20 protein-coding genes are annotated in these 20,566 nt (G+C 45.3%); 11 read left to right on the top strand and 9 right to left on the bottom strand.

The annotated features are described in order from the left end of the window. The first annotated feature begins 28 nt into the window (after nt 1-28). Nucleotides 29-598: an SOS response-associated peptidase gene (locus C942_RS18480; protein WP_036801060.1), complete on the top strand. Its 570-nt coding sequence runs from the start codon at nt 29-31 to the stop codon at nt 596-598. A 38-nt stretch (nt 599-636) separates the two neighbouring features. Here C942_RS18480 and C942_RS18475 read toward each other — a convergent pair whose 3' ends face one another. Beyond that, nucleotides 637-873, bottom strand: coding sequence for a hypothetical protein (locus tag C942_RS18475; protein WP_007468587.1), 237 nt, complete (start codon nt 871-873; stop codon nt 637-639). Between the two features lie 367 nt (nt 874-1,240). Here C942_RS18475 and modA point away from each other — a divergent pair, with 367 nt between their 5' ends. From modA to C942_RS18430, 9 genes are all read left to right on the top strand, one after another. Next, complete coding sequence (gene modA / locus C942_RS18470; RefSeq protein ID WP_007468586.1) at nt 1,241-2,008, top strand: molybdate ABC transporter substrate-binding protein; 768 nt, start codon at nt 1,241-1,243, stop codon at nt 2,006-2,008. Between the two features lie 3 nt (nt 2,009-2,011). Continuing rightward, nucleotides 2,012-2,788, top strand: a complete 777-nt coding sequence (locus tag C942_RS18465; protein ID WP_007468584.1) for an ABC transporter permease — start codon at nt 2,012-2,014, stop codon at nt 2,786-2,788. Nucleotides 2,789-2,837: 49 nt separating this feature from the next. Next, nucleotides 2,838-3,452 carry an ABC transporter ATP-binding protein gene (locus C942_RS18460; protein ID WP_007468582.1) on the top strand — a complete coding sequence of 205 codons (615 nt, stop codon included), beginning with the start codon at nt 2,838-2,840 and terminating at the stop codon, nt 3,450-3,452. An 11-nt stretch (nt 3,453-3,463) separates the two neighbouring features. Then, nucleotides 3,464-4,309 (top strand): ModD protein, encoded by an 846-nt coding sequence (gene modD, locus C942_RS18455; RefSeq protein WP_007468580.1) that lies wholly within the window; start codon nt 3,464-3,466, stop codon nt 4,307-4,309. 116 nt (nt 4,310-4,425) lie between these two features. Further along, entirely contained in the window at nt 4,426-4,896 is a 471-nt protein-coding gene (locus C942_RS18450) for an HAD family hydrolase (RefSeq protein ID WP_007468578.1), read from the top strand. A 209-nt stretch (nt 4,897-5,105) separates the two neighbouring features. Beyond that, nucleotides 5,106-6,395, top strand: coding sequence for a 2-hydroxycarboxylate transporter family protein (locus C942_RS18445; RefSeq protein ID WP_007468577.1), 1,290 nt, complete (start codon nt 5,106-5,108; stop codon nt 6,393-6,395). Between the two features lie 242 nt (nt 6,396-6,637). Next, the gene (locus C942_RS18440) at nt 6,638-8,242 is read left to right on the top strand and encodes an ATP-binding protein (protein WP_036801102.1); all 1,605 of its coding nucleotides are present in this window, start codon (nt 6,638-6,640) and stop codon (nt 8,240-8,242) included. Then, nucleotides 8,235-8,915, top strand: a complete 681-nt coding sequence (locus C942_RS18435) for a response regulator (RefSeq protein WP_007468573.1) — start codon at nt 8,235-8,237, stop codon at nt 8,913-8,915. The genes C942_RS18440 and C942_RS18435 overlap by 8 nt, the downstream gene beginning before the upstream one ends. A gap of 242 nt (nt 8,916-9,157) precedes the next feature. After that, complete coding sequence (locus C942_RS18430; RefSeq protein WP_007468571.1) at nt 9,158-10,252, top strand: TRAP transporter substrate-binding protein; 1,095 nt, start codon at nt 9,158-9,160, stop codon at nt 10,250-10,252. Nucleotides 10,253-10,548: 296 nt separating this feature from the next. On the opposite strand, the gene C942_RS18425 is transcribed toward C942_RS18430, so the two are convergent. The 6 genes from C942_RS18425 to C942_RS18395 form a co-directional block, all read right to left on the bottom strand. Next, nucleotides 10,549-11,247 (bottom strand): glycosyltransferase family 32 protein, encoded by a 699-nt coding sequence (locus tag C942_RS18425; protein ID WP_007468569.1) that lies wholly within the window; start codon nt 11,245-11,247, stop codon nt 10,549-10,551. A gap of 788 nt (nt 11,248-12,035) precedes the next feature. Further along, nucleotides 12,036-13,583: a hypothetical protein gene (locus C942_RS18415; RefSeq protein WP_007468564.1), complete on the bottom strand. Its 1,548-nt coding sequence runs from the start codon at nt 13,581-13,583 to the stop codon at nt 12,036-12,038. Nucleotides 13,584-13,901: 318 nt separating this feature from the next. After that, nucleotides 13,902-14,135: a thioredoxin family protein gene (locus tag C942_RS18410; RefSeq protein ID WP_007468562.1), complete on the bottom strand. Its 234-nt coding sequence runs from the start codon at nt 14,133-14,135 to the stop codon at nt 13,902-13,904. 9 nt (nt 14,136-14,144) lie between these two features. Further along, nucleotides 14,145-15,140 carry a permease gene (locus C942_RS18405; protein ID WP_007468560.1) on the bottom strand — a complete coding sequence of 332 codons (996 nt, stop codon included), beginning with the start codon at nt 15,138-15,140 and terminating at the stop codon, nt 14,145-14,147. Nucleotides 15,141-15,269: 129 nt separating this feature from the next. Next, the gene (locus C942_RS18400; RefSeq protein ID WP_007468557.1) at nt 15,270-15,845 is read right to left on the bottom strand and encodes a sigma-70 family RNA polymerase sigma factor; all 576 of its coding nucleotides are present in this window, start codon (nt 15,843-15,845) and stop codon (nt 15,270-15,272) included. A 58-nt stretch (nt 15,846-15,903) separates the two neighbouring features. Beyond that, nucleotides 15,904-17,211 (bottom strand): lipopolysaccharide biosynthesis protein, encoded by a 1,308-nt coding sequence (locus tag C942_RS18395; protein WP_007468555.1) that lies wholly within the window; start codon nt 17,209-17,211, stop codon nt 15,904-15,906. Between the two features lie 232 nt (nt 17,212-17,443). Between C942_RS18395 and C942_RS18390 the strand changes: the two genes are divergently transcribed. Then, nucleotides 17,444-18,883 carry a cytochrome P450 gene (locus C942_RS18390; protein ID WP_007468554.1) on the top strand — a complete coding sequence of 480 codons (1,440 nt, stop codon included), beginning with the start codon at nt 17,444-17,446 and terminating at the stop codon, nt 18,881-18,883. Nucleotides 18,884-18,991: 108 nt separating this feature from the next. Here C942_RS18390 and C942_RS18385 read toward each other — a convergent pair whose 3' ends face one another. After that, nucleotides 18,992-19,639 (bottom strand): TIGR04219 family outer membrane beta-barrel protein, encoded by a 648-nt coding sequence (locus C942_RS18385; RefSeq protein ID WP_007468552.1) that lies wholly within the window; start codon nt 19,637-19,639, stop codon nt 18,992-18,994. 446 nt (nt 19,640-20,085) lie between these two features. Next, the gene (locus C942_RS18380) at nt 20,086-20,544 is read right to left on the bottom strand and encodes a ferritin-like domain-containing protein (protein ID WP_007468550.1); all 459 of its coding nucleotides are present in this window, start codon (nt 20,542-20,544) and stop codon (nt 20,086-20,088) included. Between the last annotated feature and the right edge of the window lie 22 nt (nt 20,545-20,566).

Below are 20,566 nucleotides of genomic sequence, written 5' to 3'. Positions count from 1 at the left end.
AGTCGGTTCTTAAATCAGGGCAGGAATTATGTGCGGAAGGTTCAGCGTCGTCAGTACATCACTGGATACCTTGGTACACGAGGAAACCGGAGTCAGATTTACCACCGAAACCAACATCAATTTGCGACCGACACAAACCGTATCGACGCTGGCAATGATCGGCAATAGACTGATTCAGCAAGACACCATTTGGGGTATTCAGCCCGACTGGGCAACACATTTAATTATCAACGCGAAGGGGGAAACGGCCGGAGATAAAAAAACATTCCGTCTGGCGATGAAAACCCATCGCTGTCTTGTTCCCTGTTCCGGCTGGTATGAATGGCGAGATGAGGGCAGCCCTCGCAAACAAAAGTATCTTTTTACTCACGCACAGGGAAAGCCACTTTATATGGCAGGGATCTGGTTTCCATACGCGACTCCCCACCTTGTCACTCTGACCACATCTGCTAACAAAGCATGCCAGCCTTACCATCCGCGGATGCCAGTATTTATTCCGCTCAACAGCATCAGGCTCTGGCTTAATGGTGATATTTCTGAACTGACAACCTTGTTACTGCCCGATAATACCCTGCCACTTAAGATACAAGCATGCTGAATTTGAGCTGAGTCTTTACGCTATAGAAATAACTTCATCTACAAGGTGTTTGCCAGACAGCAAAGTACACTGATCGCAGCATACTCTTTCAAATCATCATACTCAGTGTCTCGGAACTTTTTGATTGCCACTTTGGCATTTTCAGCCTGGATAATGTCGCCGACATCCGTAAAGCCCTGCTCTCTCAGTTGCTTCTCCTCCTCACGACAGGTTGCCGAATTGATATCGATGTAAGTAAGCACTTTGCCGTTATGGAAGAATTGAAATACTGCCATGCTGTTTCTCCTTTTTGATTAATACCAACCGGAATAAGTAAGTGTTCCAATAATTGCGCAGGAAAAATCACCTAGGACAAGGACGAATTTGCCGTAACTAGTGGCGCTAATTACAAAAATTCTGACACAGTAATCGGTGATTTTAACCAGCAAGATTGATCAAAGACTTATGCTGGTTGGTATAAGACTGCTTCTAAAACGTTGATCAAAAAGGTCACTACGAGACTAATCTAAGCTAATTCACTAAGCCAGCAACCGCAGTACATTAATTTCAAATTGTATGATCAATCGCAAATTAGCCTTATTTATCTTTTGGTTAGCTCGATGTATAGTTCAGTACATATCGATTATAACTTTGTGAATTACCATGAACAGAGCCGCCTCTTTCCTATTCCTTGCCTGTTTCAGTACTGCCAGCCTGATTTCGGCCAATGTATCAGCCGCAGCACTTCATGTTTATGCCGGCGCAGGTCTTCGTGAACCGGTTGAAAAAATCGTTAACCAGTTTGAGCAACAAACCGGACATACAGTCACTGTGGAATACGGCGGTTCAGGGCAAATCCTTACCCGCTACAAAATTACAGGTCAGGGAGATCTCTTTATCCCCGGCTCCGATCGCTACATCTCTAAACTGGAAAAAGACGGGCTGGTTTCTGCATCATCAAAGCTGGTTCGCCATATTCCTGTTATCGCCATTCGCAAAGATAAAGCCGCAAACATTCACTCTGTTGATGAGTTAGCAGCAACTAACCTCCGCCTCGGTCTGGGCGACAGCAAAGCAATGGCACTAGGACGCAGTGGAGAAAAGCTTTTAAAGGCGACTGGCCACTATGATGACCTGATGAACAAAGTGGTCGTTCGTGCCGCAACCGTAAAACAGTTAGCCCTCTATTTATTGAATGGTGATGTTGATGCCGCTGTCATTGGCCGCGCCAGCGCATGGAAAGCCAGAGACAAAGTTGTCATGCTACCGAATCCTGAAGGTGCACCAGAAGAAACTGCGGCCATTGCCCTGCTAAAATCCAGCCAGCACCCATATGAAGCAAAACTGCTGATGGAAAAGCTGACTTCAACAAAAGGTATACAGGCTTTTACTGACGCTGGCTTTCTGCCGCTAAAGCCGATCAGCAACTAGCAAATGAATATCAGTTTAAAACTGGCATTGTTACCCCTGTTGCTTTTACTCAGCATTGTGTGCGGTTCTGTTAGTGCCATGATTTTCCAGCTTGATACAGGTTCGCTGATCGAAACGATCTGTAATCCGGAGATCCATTTTGCGCTTGGAATGTCACTCGGCACATCACTGATTTCACTGTGTCTTGCTATGTTGATTGCTATTCCGGCAGCCTGGCTGATGAACCAGGTAAAACTCCCCGGCCAAAGCATCATTGATACCCTGCTTGATCTGCCAATGGTATTGCCACCGCTGGTCACAGGTATGGGACTGTTACTGTTAATCAGTCCGCAAGGTCCGCTCGCTCAGTTGTTACCATCACTGCGCGGGCTAGTGTTCAGTCCGGCGGGAATTGTAATTGCGCAGACCTATGTCGCCACCGCCATCATGCTTAGAAGCTGCCGCGGCGCATTTTCTACCATAGATCCGGGCTATAGGCTGACCGCATACAATCTCGGGCTTTCACCTCTGGCGACACTAATAAAAGTTGAGCTTCCGTTATGCTGGCGCCCCCTGGTGTGCGGAGCCATTCTTGCCTGGTCCCGAGCCATCGGTGAATTCGGAGCCACGCTTATGCTGGCCGGCGCGACAAGGTTCAGAACAGAAACCTTGCCGATGGCAATTTACCTGAATATTTCGAGCGGCGATTTCCAGCTGGCAATAGGAGCAGCCCTCTGGCTATTAGTGATTGCAGCCTGCCTGCTGTTTGTCACCAGAGCGATTAATCGTTGTGAACATTAAACGGCCTTAACATTAACCCCAAAGAGTATCGATCAACAGGTATTACGCCATGCTGAAAATTAACCAGCTAAGCACAGGGATAATCAAAAATGCCCATTTACATCTGAAACCTGCGGAATGCATTGCGATTACCGGCCCTTCGGGCAGCGGCAAAACTACCTTACTCAATGCCATCACCGGATATACCGACTACCGGGGCTCAATATCTATTGATCAGGCAAAAGTTGATACTCAACCGAGTTGGCAGCGGGCATGCCGATATCTGAACCAGCGGCTTTATCTTTTTCCTCACCGTACCGTTGCCGGCAATCTGGCTCTGGCGCAACAAGGAAACAAACAGACTGTCAATTCGGCTCAGCAAATCGCTTTGCTGGAGCAACTCAATATCGGCCATCTTGCCGATCATTATCCTCATCAGCTTTCAGGTGGTGAGCAACAACGTGTCGCCCTGGCAAGAGCCCTGATCAGCAAACCCAAACTCTTGCTGCTTGATGAACCTTTTTCCAGCCTGGACTGGGACAACAGAACCCGGCTCTGGCAGGTCATTCAACAATTACGAACAGAAACCGGGGTAAGTATTCTTCTGGTCACTCATGAACCAAGAGAAGCCGACGCCCTTTCCGACCGACAGATAAGTATTCTCGACGGTCGGCTTATCCACTAACAGGAGTTCCCATGTTGTACTTTTCCGATCAAGAACTTGATGCCTTTTTACTTGAAGATGCCTACCGGGGAGATTTAACCACCCACGCACTCGGCATTGAAAAACACATGGGTAAAATGGTGTTTAAGAGAAAACAGGCCGGACGGGTGGCCGGAGTTGAGGTTGCCAGAGCCTTACTGGTGAAACTGGGGCTGGAGCCTGTTGTTCATGTCGAGGACGGTGCCGATGTTGAGGCTCAGACCGTACTTATTGAAGCAGAAGGCAAAGCCGAACAACTTCATACCGGCTGGAAAGCCGTTCAACTCGTACTGGAATGGAGCTGTGGTGTGGCTCAGTATACTGCCGAGATGACCGCTCAGGTTCAGGCAGAAAACCCGAATGCTATTGTCGCCTGTACCCGAAAAAGCATTCCGGGAACCCGAAAACTGGCAACCGCGGCGGTTCTGGCCGGAGGTGGTCACATTCACCGTGCAGGCCTGAGCGAAACCATTCTGGTATTCACCAACCACCGTCGCCTGTATGAAGAGCCGGATAACTTCGCAGCTCAGACCAGCCGTCTTCGTCAGCAAGCTCCGGAAAACAAAATCACCGTTGAAGCCGATTCTCTTGATCAGATTGAAGAAATCCTTAAAGGCGAACCGGATATCATCCAACTCGACAAATTCTCAACAGAAGAAGTGTCCGAAGCTCTGGCTCTTGTTACCAATTCCGGCCAATCAACCATCTTGTCTGTTGCCGGCGGCATCAACCGCAACAATGCGGCTGAGTATGCCAAAACGGGCGTGAACCTCTTTATTACCTCTGCACCGTATTACGCTGCGCCGGAAGATATCAAGGTAATCATCACTCCGCTTTAACTTTTATTTTTAAGTGTATTTTCATAACAGCGGGAACCGTTAACCTGCAACAGGTAACGGTATCCCCTTCAATTTACGTCGATAATCCCGTAAGAATTCGTTTAAAGGAGATAAAGATGATCAATATTGATATTCCGGGCAAAGGAAACTGCCAGATTGAATCTCTGGTATTGGATTTTAACGGCACACTTGCTTGTGATGGCCAGCTTCTGGAAGGTATCGAACCGCGACTTAAAGCACTTGCCAGCCAGCTTGATATCTACATCGTGACTGCTGATACCTTCGGCTCGGTAAGAGCGATGGTCGAACACCTCAATGTAGAGGTGCACATTCTGCCGACAGGTAATGAGACCGAAGGTAAACTGGCTTTCATCAATCAATTAAATCCCGGCCATGTCTGTGCAATTGGCAACGGCAATAATGACGCGGCGATGTTGAGTGCCGCCAATATATCGATAGCTGTTATCGGTTATGAAGGACTATCGGTTAAAGCGTTAATGGCCGCAGATATCACCACCTCATCAATCAGTGATGCGCTGGATTTACTTATATACCCGCTTCGCCTGAAAGCTACGTTGCGCAGTTAATAATCAATCTCATTAACTATGGAAATGTCCCGTTGAGATCCGATTCATACGAATTGATTTCAAATAAAGCACAAGTGACAGAGTTTAAACATTTACAAAAGTTACAAAAGAGCTAGATAGTTACATAAAGAAAGGATTCAACCTACGTGGGAAAAAGTGTTGTTAGACTACGCAAAAAACATAACAACCCTACTACACATAGGTGAACCATGCTAACCAATAACGTAATGTCCCAAAGCGACAAGCGAATGATTAACATCATTTTCGCACTGTCTGCGGCGGTGATCCTTCTGGCCACAATTCAAAATGAAATGCCTAACGGTATTATCGGTGCTGTCGGCATCATGGCGGTTGTAGGCTACATCCTTAATGTCGCTGGCGACAAAACGCCTATCGTTAACCAGTTCTTTGGTGGCGGTGCCATTGTAATCATTTTTGGTTCTTCATACATTTTCCACAGTGGCCTGGTACCTCAAGAAACTGCTGACACAGTAACCACTTTCATGAAGAGCGGCGGCTTCCTGTCATTCTTCATCGCAAGCCTGGTAACTGGCTCTATCCTGGGTATGGACGGTGACACACTGAAGAAAGCTGCGCTGAAATACATCCCTGTTATCTTGGGTGGTGTTGGCGTTTCATTCCTGCTTGCTGGTACTGTTGGTGCTGTTCTAGGCCACGGCTTCTTTGAATCAGTAATGCTGATCGCGCTTCCTATCATGGGCGGCGGCATGGGTGCAGGTGCTGTACCTCTGGTTGAGATCATGTCTGGTAACACTGGCATGTCAGCTGAAATGCTGATGTCTAAGATGGTTCCTGCACTGGCTATCGGTAACGCAATTGCTATCGTGATGGCTGGTCTGCTGGACAAGCTGGGCCGTGTATACCCGTCTCTGACAGGTAACGGTAAGCTGATGCGCGGCGCTGCTGAACAAGAAGAAAAAGCACAGGAACAACAAGAGCACAAAGCGTCTATCGACACGCTTGGTATCGGTGCACTGCTTGCAATCACAATGTTCTACGTTGGTACTCTGCTGAGCAACGTTATCAGCATGCACACCTACGCGCTGATGATCATCTTCGTTGCTGTTGTTAAAGTATCTGGCCTGATGCCTCGTGACCTTGAGCAAGCTGCACACGCTTGGTACAAGTTTGTGGTTGATAACCTAACTCCTGCTCTGCTTGTAGGTATCGGTGTTGCTTACACAGATCTGGATCAAATCATGGCTTCTCTGAATCTTGTTTACTTCCTGATGGTTCTTGCCACTGTTGTGGGTGCAATCATCGGTGCTGCGATTATCGGTCGCCTGATGGGATTCCACCCAATCGAAGCTGCAATCACGGCTGGTCTGTGTATGGCTAACATGGGTGGTACTGGTGACGTAGCAGTATTGGCAGCAAGTAAGCGTATGGAGCTGATGCCATTTGCTCAGATCTCATCACGTATCGGCGGTGCATTCATGCTGATCCTTGCAACCCTGATCATTGAGCTGCTGAAATAAAGCAGACACGATTCTGAAGATTCAGATATCCAAGCCGGGCTTTATGCCCGGCTTTTTATTATCTAGCAATCCTTCGATTTACCCTTCACCACCGAAGATTCGACGTCCAATCCGGCATCATGGTGGATAGTTATCCAAATTCTCTGCAAGAATAACCCACTGTGAAAGATAACCATTCACAGCATGGTGTATTCGGTTATACTCCCCTTCCTCTGACGTACCCTAAAAACACAACAAATATAATGAAACTTAAAAGTTATCTTGCCCTCACAACAGCGGCGACCTCGTCGTGCATTGTGATAGCGGTAACGACAGCAATATTTTTCCTGCTGCAAAACAGTCATATAGAAGGCATTCAAGCCCGGGGACTGGAACTTGCACGGGTAGTGGCCCGTGATCCTGTGGTCATAGATGCAGTCGAATCCAAAAACAACGGGCAACCTTATAATCTTCAGCACTATGTAGAGACAATAAGAAGCCGTACCGATGCTTCCTACATCGTTGTTGTCGACAAAAAAGCAGAACGCCTGACCCACCCGAATCCCGAACGAATCGGCAAACATTTCATGGGCGACGATATCATTCCGGCTATCCGCGAAGGTGCCGAGTTCAGCAGCGTTGCCGCCGGAACCCTTGGCAAAGCCATTCGTAACTTCTCGCCGATAATGCGCAACGGTGAAGTCATCGGTGCCGTGACGATCGGTTACCTGTCCGAAAAAGCCACCACCATTCTTTATCAGCAGTTTGGTTATATCGGATTACTGATCATTCTGGTTTACCTGTTGGCTATAGGTATTACCGGCGCTTTCGTTTTCAAGATGAAACGAACTTTCCTCGATTATGAGCCGGAGTACATCGTCAACAAATTCCGCGAACATGAGATGATCCTCAACAGCATTCGCGACGCCATTATTGCGGTCGATAACAATATGAATATCACGACCATCAATAACAGTGCGCTGAAATTACTGTCGATGGGCATTCCGGGACGCGATGACTACGTCAGCCAGCCTTTGTCACGCTTCTCCGTACCACTCAGTCATCTGGTTCTCGCCAGCCACGGCGCATTCAATCAGGGTGATTTTAAAATCGGCAAGCTGGACTACCGCGCTGATATTTACCCAATCAAAAACCCGAAAGGCCCGCGCGGTCACGTTATCGTGTTCTTCGCCAACCTGGATCGCAATGAGCTGGAAACAGAAGTTACCAACCTGAAAAACTACTCCGCCCTGCTACGCAGCAAAACCCACGAGTATTCCAATAAGCTCAATGTCCTGTCCGGAATGCTACAAATCGGCAACTACAACGAAGCCGTCGACTTCATTCAGCAGGAAACCGACAGCTATCAGTCGATTGTTCGCAGTATCGTACTTTCTGTTACCGACAGTGCTATTGCCGGATTGCTACTGGCGAAGTTCAACAAGGCTTCAGAAATTGGCGTCAAATTCTCTATTGATGAAGATACCAATATGTCGGGTTACCATAAGAATATTTCTGAAAAGTTTGTCACAATGCTCGGTAATCTGATTGACAATGCCCTGCTCGCTTCATGGCAGAACCGGGAACAAACCGAACCGGAAGTGCAGGTTTACCTGAGCGACCGAAGCAACCATATCATTCTGGAGATCCAGGACAGCGGTGCCGGAGTACCCGAAAACATAACCGACCGCATTCTGGAATTTGGCGTCAGCTCAAAGAGCGACGACGAGCAGAACGGTATTGGCCTGTACCTGGTCAAACAACTGGTTGATTACTTCCACGGCAGTATCGACTGGGAACGTACAGAGCAGAACACAACATTATTCAGCATCTACCTCGATAAAAGCGAAATCAGCAGTCATGACTAAAACAACAGTAATGCTTATCGAAGATGACATTCGTGCCAGCTACACGCTCGAATCAACCATCAACCAAAACCCGGACTTCACTGTAGTTGCCGTCAGTGAGAGCTGTGCCGATGCCTTATTACAATATGATGCTTTCAAACCAGAACTGATCTTTGTTGATATCAGCCTGCCAGACGGCAACGGTATTGATGTGATCCGCCAGTTACGTGAACAAAATGCGGCCTGTGATTTCATCATGACCACAGCAGAGCGTGAAACCACCACTGTCGAAAAAGCCGTTCAGCTTGGCGTGACTGACTACTTGGTAAAACCTATCCGCATGTCGCGTGTGAATCAGGCGCTGGATGACTACAAGCTGTACAAACAGAAGTTATCTGGCAGTACCACTGTCGATCAGTGCGATATCGACCAGATCCTGCGGAAAGCTCCAGTGAAACAGACGCGCCAGACACCAAAAGGAATCGATGCAACCACCCTTGCCTCACTGAAAACTATCTTGCAAAACGAGAGATTACATGACTTCTCAGCAGATGAAATCGGTAAGCGAATGAACGTCAGCCGCATTACGGCAAGGCGTTACCTCGAATTTCTGGAATCAGAAGGCATGATCAAATTGGTATTGAACTACAACACAGGTGGTCGTCCTCGCCGTCTGTATCAAATGGCGGATTAAGCCATAGATTCAGCTGATTTTACTATTTAAAACAAAAGCCTCTGTCACATCAGAGGCTTTTCATCTGAATACAACTATATGCTGATACTTCATCACTAAGTCGTATTTCCCTCATATCAGCACTTCCCCACTCTTAAATTCTTGTTATTTAAGCAACTCAAATACCCTCGAAATAAGTGTCTATATTTACAGCTTAAACAAGCAATAAATCCCTCTTAACCAACAACGTTGAGGAAAGCACAATGCAATTGCAGGATGTCGTAAGAAAATTCGCCGTGGCCGCAGCGATTGTGAGTACGCTTTTATTCCCTTTTATTACCAATGCAGCCGAGCCTGACAAGCCTGAACATGAGTGGAAGATGGTCACCAGCTGGCCGAAGAGCTACCCGGGATTAGGCCAGGGAGCTGATGAACTGGCAAAGCTCATCAATGAGATGAGTAATGGGCGTATCAAAGTCACCGTCTATGCAGCCGGAGAAATGGTCAGAGCCCTGGATGTATTCGATGCCGTTTCCAGCGGCAAAGCTGAGATGGGACACAGTGCCGCATCTTACTGGACAGATAAAGTCCCTGCTGGTCAGTTTTTCGCAGCGGTTCCCTTCGGGCTCACCGCACAAGAAATGAACAGCTGGATCTATAACGCCGGCGGCCTTGAACTATGGCATGAAGCTTATGCTCCTTTCGGTATAATTCCTATGCCGGCAGGCAGTACAGGCGTACAAATGGGCGGTTGGTTTAACAAAGAAATCAAAACCATAGATGATCTGAAAGGCCTGAAAATGCGTATTCCGGGCCTTGCCGGTAAAGTACTGAATCAGGTGGGTGTTGAAACCATACTCCTGCCCGGCAGCGAAATATACATGGCACTGAAACACGGTAAAGTTGATGCCGCAGAATGGATTGGTCCATACAATGATATGGAATCTGGTCTGCATCGCGTCGCGAAATATTACTACTTCCCAGGCTGGCATGAGCCCGGCACTATTTTTGAAGCACTGATCAACAAAAAGGCGTTTGAGAAATTACCAGATGATCTGCAGTCAATAGTAATGAATGCCACCCGTGTCGTTAATAACAACGTACTGGCCGAATATACCGCTCGCAATAATGCGGCTTTAGAGCGCTTGGTCGGTATCTATAAAATTAACCTGCTGCCATTTCCACCAGCAGTACTTGAGCAGTTGAAAGATATCTCTGAGCAGGTGGTAGCAGAAGAAGCGAAAAAAGACCCAATGAGCCAGAAAGTCTATGTCTCCTACATGATGTTCCGAGATCAGGGTCATGACTGGCATTCACTTTCTGAGCAAGCTTATCTGAATGCCAGAAACCCACAATGATGTTTCACCATACTGCATTAACTAGAACTAATTGAATTAGCCTATGGAAACTAAAAAGAGCCTCTTTCAGAGTTATCTGGAAAAGGCTCTTTTCTAACTGGGTCATGACTCTGATTTATGAACTTAGATCGATAAAATACAGCACGATAGAGTTATGCTTTATTCACGCCAATCCCAGGCTCGCAAACAGATTTGCTCTGAGAGCAGCAATGTTAGCGCACAACTCAGACAAAAGGTCTGCTGGTAACAGACCATTTATCAAAGAGCATAGATAGAGCAAATTTTATCTTAAAGGCTTATTTTTTATGTCTAAGCCTAAAAAAGCTCTTCTGATATGTGTATAACTTACCGAAAAAACCCTGATGCTTCGACTTTATAAATGACATCCCTTTACTATCTTTCCAAGAATGCTGATACCAATGAGTTAGATATCTTTCTATTTCATTATTTTCCTGAACAGTAGTTCCGTCGTAAGCATAAAAATAAGCTTGTTCAAAAAGCGTACAAGCTTCTACGTGTTGGAAATCTTGCTCAACTAATTTAGTTGTTAATATTTCAGGCCCCATGTACAAAGGCGAACGCATAATTTCATGCTCATAAAAATAAATTAGTTTACTTAGAATCTTTGATTCTGTAGTTGCATAAATTACAGCGTTGCATAAATTTCGTTCATTTTCCCAACCCGCAGCAAATTGGACATTTTCGAATAAAGGAAACGGGTCTTTATTAATCGTAACATCTGTATCAAGATATAGACCTCCCTCTAAAGATAATATTTTTAAGCGGAGGTAATCAGTGACAAAAGCATATAGCTTCCTTTCATAACACTCTCGTGCAAACTCACACTCATTGATCAATTTAACAACAAACGGGTCGCTATCTTTCCATAATTTATATGTGTAACCTTGCTTATCCCAATCATCAATACAAGCACTAGAAAAGCTATTAAGTTTTCCACCCAGCCATACAGCATGGATCACTTTATTTATCGCCATTATTTATCACTATTTATTAGCAAAAATTTCAACGTACAAAGTATGAAGCAACTCCCCCACTTTTACAATCATGAAACACCAGTAACAGAAGCTTGTTATCAGCCTAAAGAACTATTACTAAAAGTAAATCTTTGATATAGCAAAACTCTGTCTAAATTGTGCGTCCTAACGACATACCAGACTAATCATTTCCACGTATAGAACAAAACATTAGCGGTCACAGTAACTATTACGCGTCCATAACCTCGAAGTTAATCAAGCTAATTTATTCACACTTTTTCACTGATAGTTAGTCTTTGTATTAGTTGATCTCAATTTTTCATAATGCCCTCCTTATGAACTTTGGGTTCTATAGTAAGGAGGCCTCTTCTATCTCAAGTAAACCAAAGCGGCTAACTTTATCTATTTACATGACCCAAAAGTGACATACCAAGTTTAATTTTAGCTAATACTTTATCCCAGAAAACAAACCAGTGACAACATCATCCTTAACCACGCTACCCTTTGGGACTACCTGCTCATCAATCACTACAGCCAAAGTCGACATCACCTGATGAGCCATAATTTGTGCTATGTTTGCTTTTTCCAATATAGCGCCCACAATGATGCGGCTTTAAGCACTAAGTCGGTATTTATAGAATTTACCTGCTGGCATTCACTTTCTGAGCAAGCTTATCTGAATGCCAAAAACCCACAATCACCAAAACGTATAACCCGCTAAAGATTTCCGCCTTAAATTAAAAAGCCTCCTCATGAATAACTATGAGGAGGCTTTTATATTTCTGCAATTATTGTCCCGGCCAGTTGCCCGGTGCGACAGGCAAGGTATAACCGCGGCTGGCTATTTTCTCTTCGATAGTCGCAGTACCATCCAAATCACTATCAATAGACTGCATCAAATCAGAAACAACTGCTGCATGAGTTTCATCAGCAAGAGTTCCATCCGCATCAACGTCATAAACGAAACTACCGGAACCATCGTAGACACAGCTAGTTGTAGGCGCATAAGTAATATCAGCCGAACCTAAACCTATTGATGCATCAAAAAGCCCCGTTAATGGGTTTTGAGTAATGAACTGACGCTGAGCAAGTTCTAGCAAAGTATGGCTATTACCCGGGCCAGCCCAGTTACAGATCATACCTTGTACATCACCTGTACTGCTGCCAACCCTCTCACCATAACCTGCATATGATTCACCGTCTAATGGTGAGTGAGCATTAACACCAATGTTAAATACTCGACTATGGCTATCTCCTGCCCCCGCCTGCCATACATAAGCGTATTCACCAGACAATTGAGTTGGATTGAAGTTAGCGACAAAAATATTGAAGTTTTCACTCCATCCATCGGGCTGGCTGTTGGCATCATAATACTTTGCTGCGTCGACCATATTATCGGTGTCATCACCGGCCCCACTCGTCAACCCGTCCACACCATGACCACAGAATATCCCGGTTCGGCTTTGTAACTTCATATCTGTCAGGCTGTTTCTGTCGTAACGTAGCGAACCATTGAGAGTGCGGTCAGCCTGATTACAATTACCACCGGGGAAATCATTTTGATCACCATCTACCCGATAAAACAACACCCCGCTGTAATCATTAGTCGTACCACTAGTGGTATGTTCTAAACCAATAACCACATTCTTAGCTGTCGCTACAGGTGTATAAGTGAAATCTACCGAATAACTCCATTCATTAGCAGAAGGCTGACCAAGCGTTACACTATTGAATGTTACGTTGGGAACCGACAGCGCATTCATTTCAGTAGTTAGTGTGATACTTGCTCCTACCGAGGGAAGCGCAATACTGTTAGCGTTTGCTGTAGAAACCATGCTGGCAATAACCATTAACGCCGCCATCGATTGATCTCTGGATCCCGCCAGACGTGCATTCATTTGAGCTGCTGCACATGCATGCCCTGTAGTGTCTTCTTCCAGCCACATCAATAAATCACCGCCAGGCAACTGCCCGTTTCCTCCTGCTCCATCAGGGTGGCTATTATATAAAAGCGTTGGCCCGTAACACGCAGCATTAGAGCCTGTGCGATAAAACAGATCAGCAGTGAAAACACTACTCAATGGTGTGGAACCATTTAAAATGGCATCAATACGAGCCGTAGCCCATGAATAAGTAGAAGAAGATGAAACTTTCGGTAGTGCTCTAAACTGTGTATTTTTCCCCGAACTTTCCGGTGTCACATCAAACGGTGACATCACTACAGCCGCCATAGGGACTAACGAAGAGTTACCAGCAGTACTGACATCATCTGAATCAGAGCCGCCACATGCCGAGAGCATTAATACTGAACCAAATACTATCGTTTGTTTAATCATTTCAGATCCCTCTGTAACTATCCCAAATTCAGCAGTAACTCAGGCAGGATCATGAATAACAAATGTCTATATAACCTTAAGCATTTCCATTACCGACCCTGCTGATTCATTCGTTTTATTACCATTATTACAAATCTTTAGCGAACCAATACTCAACTATTAGCATAGCTTTCCTAATAGCCTATCTCCAATTTCAATTCAGAAATAAAAAAAAGACTGCGATAAAAAACATTCCCCCCTTGAGAGCCAAAATCAAAACAAACTTCAGCTAACACAAAAGGGGGGAATTATTGGGTTTAGAGCAATATATTCAAACTACTATGCAAACCAACTAGTGACAACGTCACGCTTAGGTACACTACCCTTGTGGACTACCTGCTCATCAATCACTACAGCCGGAGTCGACATGACCTGGTACGCCATAATTTGTGCCATGTCCTGCACCTTCTCCAGCTTGATTTCAATATTAAGTTCGTCGGCAACGTCCTGAATCAAATCAGCTGTATTACGGCAATTAGCGCAACCAGACCCTAAAACTTTAACTGTTTTCATTTTGTTTCCTTATATTGTTGAGAATGAAATGATATTGAATGTCCACCCAACAAGGGTGAAAGCCACCAGCAGAACAGCAAATAATGTTGCCAGTAATTTCCACTGCATCACTTGCTTAAGCAGAATAAATTCCGGAAAGCTGGCAGCCACGGTACTCATGCAAAAAGCCAGCGTTGTTCCAATGGGTAATCCATTAACAATCAGGCTTTCCATAACCGGGATCACTCCGGTAGCGTTAGAGTAAAGAGGAATACCCAACAGTACGGCAGCAGGAACAGACCACCATTGACCGTCGCCAAGATGAGATTCAATCCAGCCGTCAGGCACAAAACCATGAAGCGCCGCACCAAGGCCGACACCGATAATTACCCACTTCCATACCCGGCCAAAAATATCGATGGTTTCTTGTTTTGCGAACTGATGACGGTCGCTAAAAGTCAGTGTTTGTCTTTCCTGAGAATTCGACTGGAACTCATGCTCCTTGCCATGTTTCAGTGCCTCAGCTGCAAAAGACTGTAACCACCGCTCAGCCTTAATAGCGTCGAGGAACAGCCCGCCGAGCATTCCGACCACCATACCGACCAGGATGTACATCAGGGTAAACTTCCAGCCAAGTAGGCTCATTAGTAGCAATACAGCCACTTCATTGATCAATGGCGAAGTGATGAGAAAAGCCATAGTGATCCCGAGCGGGATCCCGGCTGAACTGAAACCAAGAAAAACCGGAATACTTGAACAAGAGCAAAATGGCGTTATAGCTCCGAACATTGAGCCCAGCATATAGCCAAAGCCACGGCTTTTTCCGGCCAGAAAATCCCTGACACGCTCCACATTCAAAGAAGCGCGAATCACCGCGATCAGGTAGATCATCACCAACAACAAGGCGAAAATCTTGGTCACATCTTCAACAAAAAAATGCAGGGCATCCCCGAGTTTTGTGTCGGCAGACAAGCCCAGTAAATCGAATACCAGCCAACTGGCAATATCGGAAAAAATCTGAAACATGCTTACTTCTCCCCCGGCTGTATTTCAGCGGAAAAGTAAGCAATCAAAGAAAATGTCATTACATCGTCCTTATAAAACTACCTCGTTATTACAAAGACGATGAAGGGGCAAAAAGGATGCAAAATTTTTTTAGTTTTTTGATTCTCGGGGAGAGAAACAGCAAACCTTGTGATACTCATCAAGTCTCACCTTACACGACTGACTCAGCTGTCGTTTCAGCTTCTGCCGTGCCCGCTGTAAACGGGACTTAGTCGCCACCAGCGTCATACCATGAAGTTCGGCATATTCTTTCTGGGTCATCCCATGAATATCACAGGCTTTCAGAATATCACTGTCCTTCGGAGCCAGTTCGTTCAGCACCCGCGGCAGGCATTGGGTCAGGCTGTCAACTACCCCTATCTCTTGTTGTTCCGATTCAAAATCCAAATCATCAAGAGGAACAAAGCTACGTTGACGAGACTGGTCTATCACCAGGTTATTGGCTACCCGAAACAACCAGGCTTTGGCATTGACGATATCGCAAAATGCCTTGTTTTTGCGCATTGCACGCAGGAACACTTCATGAAGCAAATCTTCAGCCAGCGCATCATCGTCAGTATGTTTATACAACCATGATAACAACGAATGCTGATGCGCCTGCCATGCCCTCATCAGGCACGGCGCGGCTGAATGGTGAACTGAATCCGCAGATTCAATAGTACTCATTCCTATACAGTCCTTATCTCAACGCGTGAATCAACAATGCTGGCATAAAATACCCGGGTTAACAGGCTTCAGCCGATACAGACTGGCGGTATCGACGCAAAATGCGGTGCTCAGCAATGCTTGAAAGAATAAACATCATCACATAGCCCATACAAAGAGCCACAATGATAGCAACGACATTGGCAGTAAACACGGATAGCAGATAATACGCTGCAACCAGTGTCACAATTCCACTTAAACGAATCATCAGGCTTTGAGTAAAGTGACCGTGCGCTTTGATATATGCCAGCTGATAGGCATTCAACATCATGAAAACAAAGAAAATTGAGAAGTGGAATAGCACAGGTACAGCACCACTGTACTGCTGCGGGAATACCCACATCACAATTTCCCTACCCCACAGTAGCATGGTAAGGAAGAAAGTCGCCCCGACAGCAAATGACAACCTGAACACCCAACGACGAATGCCTTTGATTTGCCCGTGCAGACCTTTCCGGACACAAACTGATAGCTCCGGCAGCACAAAACGGTAAATCGGAAATACAAACAGCATGGTCATATAAGTGAACACCGGACGGACAACCACTTGGAAGTCACCCAGTTCATCAATGCTGAAGTGGCTGATAGTCAACAGAACAGTAATGTAAATCATCAAAATACTGGCACCAGCTTCCAGCGAGGCAGTAAAGCTTTTTTTTACATAGCTGATTAGTGTCGGATCGAGATGAACCGTTGTCAGGGGCCTTGTCGCAATCTGTTTTCGGCGGCTGATATACATGAAAAGTGCCACACCCAATGATGACAGGCTCAAACCATAGAATAACGATGACAGCGCATCGAGCTGCAATACGTAGTAACAAAACAAGAACAGCACCACATTACTGAGCGGCTCCAGCCATGTAACCCGATTTGATATGCTGTAAAGACGGTACATAGCAACCAAATTGGTAAAGTAAACCTTCAGCCCCATACTGACTATCACACCCACCAACTGAAGATAACCAACATTAATATGTAGCTCATGCTTAATGTAAGGCAGCACCAATCCCCAGGTTACCAGCACCATAGCAATCAGGCTGAAGCGGAAGATATTGATAATATCGTGATCATTTTGTGTCTGACCATAACTAACGACCATCGACGAACGAAAGCCGGTCATCAGGATCAGGGAAAGCGAGATAATATCAATTACACTGTTAAAAAGCGCCAGATCGTTTTTCGGCACCCACTGTGCCAGCCAAATTTTAAACAGAAATCCAACGGAGATACTGGCTAATGTGGCCCATATCCCGGTTATGAAGGCTTGTTTCAGGCGAGGCAGCACTTCATCTTGCTGAGGAGCCTGTTGAGCGTCGAGCTTAGACATACAAAGAACAATAAAAACCAGTTTGTCAGCATGTTACCGGATTTACCCAGCCAAATCCCCCTCCGGTTATAAGCTAAAAGGAAAAATTAACCTTACACAAATGATGAATAACTATACTTATGTACTGGTACGATGTGTTCGCTCTGCTATGTAAACATTAATAACTTAGCGACTTCAAGAAAGTAACGGCTGGAAGCCATGGCTGGCAACACAAAGAAACGGAGTTGGAAGCATGACGGAATCAGTGATCAGGTCAAACAAAGAAACCAAAAGGACATTAGAAGATCTCCCCCAGCCAAAAGGATGGCCTCTTCTCGGCAATTTCCCTCAAATCAACAACACGAAGTTACATCAGATACTCGAACAATGGAGCCGTGAATTCGGAGATACCTTTAAGTTCAGCATCGCCGGGAAAGAATATGTGGTGATATCTGATCCGGCGGCTGTGAAAGATTTACTCCGCCGTCGGCCTAAATCAATTAACCGCACTTCAAACCTGGAGAAGGTTTTCAAAGAACTCGGTATTCATGGTGTCCTGTCTGCCAATGGCGAAAGCTGGAAAAGGCAACGCAAGCTAATCATGCCTGCATTCAGCAAAAAAAGTCTTACCTCATTTTTTCCTTTGCTTGAGCAAACTACCAGCCGACTTCAGCAAAGGCTGATCAAGCGAACAGCAGACAACCACGACATTGCCATTCATGACGACCTGCGGCGCTTTACTGTCGATATCACCACTTCTCTGGTTTTCGGCCACGATACCTGCCTGTTAGAACATGATGGCGACGGATTGCAAAAAGATTTAGAAGTAATTTTCCCGCAATTAAACCGACGAACCAAAATGCCGTTCCCCTACTGGCATTACTTCAAAATGAAACAGGATCATGAACTCGACCGTTCACTGGTTAAAGTGAAAACTTACGCTCTCGACATCGTCGACCAGATCCGGGATGAACTGGAAAAGAATTCACAATTAGCTGAAGCACCGGAAAACATCCTTCAGGCAATGGTTGCCGCATCAGATGATGACAATGATCGCCTGACTAACGAAGAGTTATTTGCCAATATCCTGACCCTACTTCTTGCCGGTGAAGATACCACCTCTAACCTAATTGCCTGGATGCTATTTTTTCTCAGCCAAAAACCGGACGTTCAAGACAAAATCAATGCAGAAGCCAACAAAATTAGGATGCAAAATGAAGGAAAGACTACCGTCGAAGGTCTCGATCAGTTGAAATATCTCGAAGCAGTAGCGAGAGAAACATTGCGTTTGAAATCAACAGTACCAATGATATCAGGGGAAACCGTCGATCAAATGACCCTACCTGACGGCACGGAACTCCCGGCCGGAACCGGCTTGTTCATGCTGACCCGACTTGGCGGCATGGATGAAACGATTTTCACTGGTGCTGAACAATTCAATCCGGAGCGTTGGCTGGAAGCTGCTATGACCACGGAAGCCTGCCCCCACAAAGCCAATAACCAGTTTCCTTTCGGTGGCGGCGCCCGCCACTGCCCCGGAGAAGGGCTGGCTTTTATGGAAGTAAAAATGGTCATCGCCATGATATGTCAGCACTTCACCATCGGATTACCGACAAATCCCCCTGTTGTCGAAGAAGAGTTTGCAATCACGATGCGGCCTAAAAACCTGGTGATTAAATTAATTCCCAGATAACAGGCAAAAAAACGCCCCCTGCTGCAATAACATCAGCAAGGGGCGACTTATTCAGCATACTTTCCCGAACGAAGCGTCGAAAGGGAAAGCAATTAACTAAGGTAATCCTTAGAAGTCGATGTTTACACCGGCAAACAGACCATCTGTCTTAGAATCCAGATCAGTCTTCAGATCGTCAAAGTCCTGGAAGTCAAAGTTATGAATGCGGTAACCCGCCTGCAGTTCCAGATCAAACGCATAAAGGCCGATAGAGTACTGAACACCTACAGACGCATCAAACATAGTGTTATCGTCGTAAGAGATACCGTTACCTTTCGCAAAAACAAAGAGTGGTGTCATTGGCAGGCCAACTTCTGCAGCCGCGTAAACGTGAGGAAGGTAACCACTGAAGTCTTCAAGCTTCAGACCCACTTTTTTAATTTCGCCGTCAGCAAATTCAGACAGGCCAATACCGGCATCCAGAGAGACCAGATCGTTATCCAAAAACTCGTAGTAAAGTGTATAGTCACGCTTAGTGTAAGCGTATTCACTGTTATCTACCGACGACTGACCAATTTTGAAGTTAGGAATAAGTGGCACAAAATGCTCTAGAGAGGCTTCAAAGGTGAAACTCGTGTCATCACCATCAACTTTAGAACCCGCAAAATTATGTGACTGCTGCCACATGTTAACTTCAACATCACCACCGATAAGCATGTCAGCTGAAGCCATAAACGGAGCTGTAGCTAATAATGCTGCTAACACTGATTTTTTCACTTGCATTATCCTTAATTATTTCTCTGTATAATTCTTATGAATTCAGAAAGATGAGACTTAATCTCAAAATTGCGACTGTATATTCATAACGACCATATTAACACAGCATTTAATAACTAAAATCGCTTTTATTTTGAACAAAATACGCTAGCAGCTTCTAACGAAAATATTTCATTGTAGAATGGAAAGCTAAAAAATGTGATTACTCAATAAGATAGCAGTACGATATGACTTCAGACTGAAAGCACCTGGTATTTTAAGTTATTGATGAAATCTGATCTCATCCGATCAGCTGGTCAAAAAATGTGTAAGCAGGATCTCATTCTGAGTGTAAAAAACAACCAGTTCGGCCAAGTGAATAGAGATGAAATGTATATATATGCGAAAAGTAAGTCAGGTATGTACGTGCAGCATCCCTGCTGCCTGCAGAAGCGTTGTATGTTTTGCTAATCGGTATGAAATGGTTTCGTCTCCCCCGGTTTTCTTAACATTTTATCAACATCATCAAGATGAAGCTCTTCCTCGCTAATCATCTGCCTGGCGTACTCTTCTAACAATACCGATTGACCTTCAGCCAAATGCAATAATTTGTAATATAAAGCTAATGCAGCCTTTTCATGCTCCAGGCTTTCACGCAGAATATCGCCGATGTCGTGCTTGTGCGTCTCCAGTAAAGGCCCGACTTTGAGCGACGGATGTCCTCCCAGCAGCGTCACCATCTCACCAGCTTTATGAGCGTGGATTAGGCTCTCATCAGCATTGCCCTTCAGCCAGGAAACAATCGGGATCCGGTTATAACCGAACACCATCAAAGAGTAATGGGTGTACCGCACCACACCGGCTAACTCAAACTCCATAATGTTATTCAACAAATCAACCACTTGTTGTTTTTCACTGCCATTCATAATGACTCCTTACTTGCAGTAC

The organism is Photobacterium marinum (assembly GCF_000331515.1).
Taxonomy (GTDB): Bacteria; Pseudomonadota; Gammaproteobacteria; order Enterobacterales; family Vibrionaceae; genus Photobacterium; species Photobacterium marinum.
Note: the sequence above shows the minus strand (reverse complement) of the source record. Positions and strands in the feature narration are given on the sequence as shown.

Excerpts from the sequence above, each read along its gene's own strand:
- C942_RS18480 (WP_036801060.1), top strand. The coding sequence starts at position 29 with ATGTGCGGAAGGTTCAGCGTCGTCAGTACATCACTGGATACCTTGGTA.
- C942_RS18475 (WP_007468587.1), bottom strand. The coding sequence starts at position 873 with ATGGCAGTATTTCAATTCTTCCATAACGGCAAAGTGCTTACTTACATC.
- modA (WP_007468586.1), top strand. The coding sequence starts at position 1,241 with ATGAACAGAGCCGCCTCTTTCCTATTCCTTGCCTGTTTCAGTACTGCC.
- C942_RS18465 (WP_007468584.1), top strand. The coding sequence starts at position 2,012 with ATGAATATCAGTTTAAAACTGGCATTGTTACCCCTGTTGCTTTTACTC.
- C942_RS18460 (WP_007468582.1), top strand. The coding sequence starts at position 2,838 with ATGCTGAAAATTAACCAGCTAAGCACAGGGATAATCAAAAATGCCCAT.
- modD (WP_007468580.1), top strand. The coding sequence starts at position 3,464 with ATGTTGTACTTTTCCGATCAAGAACTTGATGCCTTTTTACTTGAAGAT.
- C942_RS18450 (WP_007468578.1), top strand. The coding sequence starts at position 4,426 with ATGATCAATATTGATATTCCGGGCAAAGGAAACTGCCAGATTGAATCT.
- C942_RS18445 (WP_007468577.1), top strand. The coding sequence starts at position 5,106 with ATGCTAACCAATAACGTAATGTCCCAAAGCGACAAGCGAATGATTAAC.
- C942_RS18440 (WP_036801102.1), top strand. The coding sequence starts at position 6,638 with ATGAAACTTAAAAGTTATCTTGCCCTCACAACAGCGGCGACCTCGTCG.
- C942_RS18435 (WP_007468573.1), top strand. The coding sequence starts at position 8,235 with ATGACTAAAACAACAGTAATGCTTATCGAAGATGACATTCGTGCCAGC.
- C942_RS18430 (WP_007468571.1), top strand. The coding sequence starts at position 9,158 with ATGCAATTGCAGGATGTCGTAAGAAAATTCGCCGTGGCCGCAGCGATT.
- C942_RS18425 (WP_007468569.1), bottom strand. The coding sequence starts at position 11,247 with ATGGCGATAAATAAAGTGATCCATGCTGTATGGCTGGGTGGAAAACTT.
- C942_RS18415 (WP_007468564.1), bottom strand. The coding sequence starts at position 13,583 with ATGATTAAACAAACGATAGTATTTGGTTCAGTATTAATGCTCTCGGCA.
- C942_RS18410 (WP_007468562.1), bottom strand. The coding sequence starts at position 14,135 with ATGAAAACAGTTAAAGTTTTAGGGTCTGGTTGCGCTAATTGCCGTAAT.
- C942_RS18405 (WP_007468560.1), bottom strand. The coding sequence starts at position 15,140 with ATGTTTCAGATTTTTTCCGATATTGCCAGTTGGCTGGTATTCGATTTA.
- C942_RS18400 (WP_007468557.1), bottom strand. The coding sequence starts at position 15,845 with ATGAGTACTATTGAATCTGCGGATTCAGTTCACCATTCAGCCGCGCCG.
- C942_RS18395 (WP_007468555.1), bottom strand. The coding sequence starts at position 17,211 with ATGTCTAAGCTCGACGCTCAACAGGCTCCTCAGCAAGATGAAGTGCTG.
- C942_RS18390 (WP_007468554.1), top strand. The coding sequence starts at position 17,444 with ATGACGGAATCAGTGATCAGGTCAAACAAAGAAACCAAAAGGACATTA.
- C942_RS18380 (WP_007468550.1), bottom strand. The coding sequence starts at position 20,544 with ATGAATGGCAGTGAAAAACAACAAGTGGTTGATTTGTTGAATAACATT.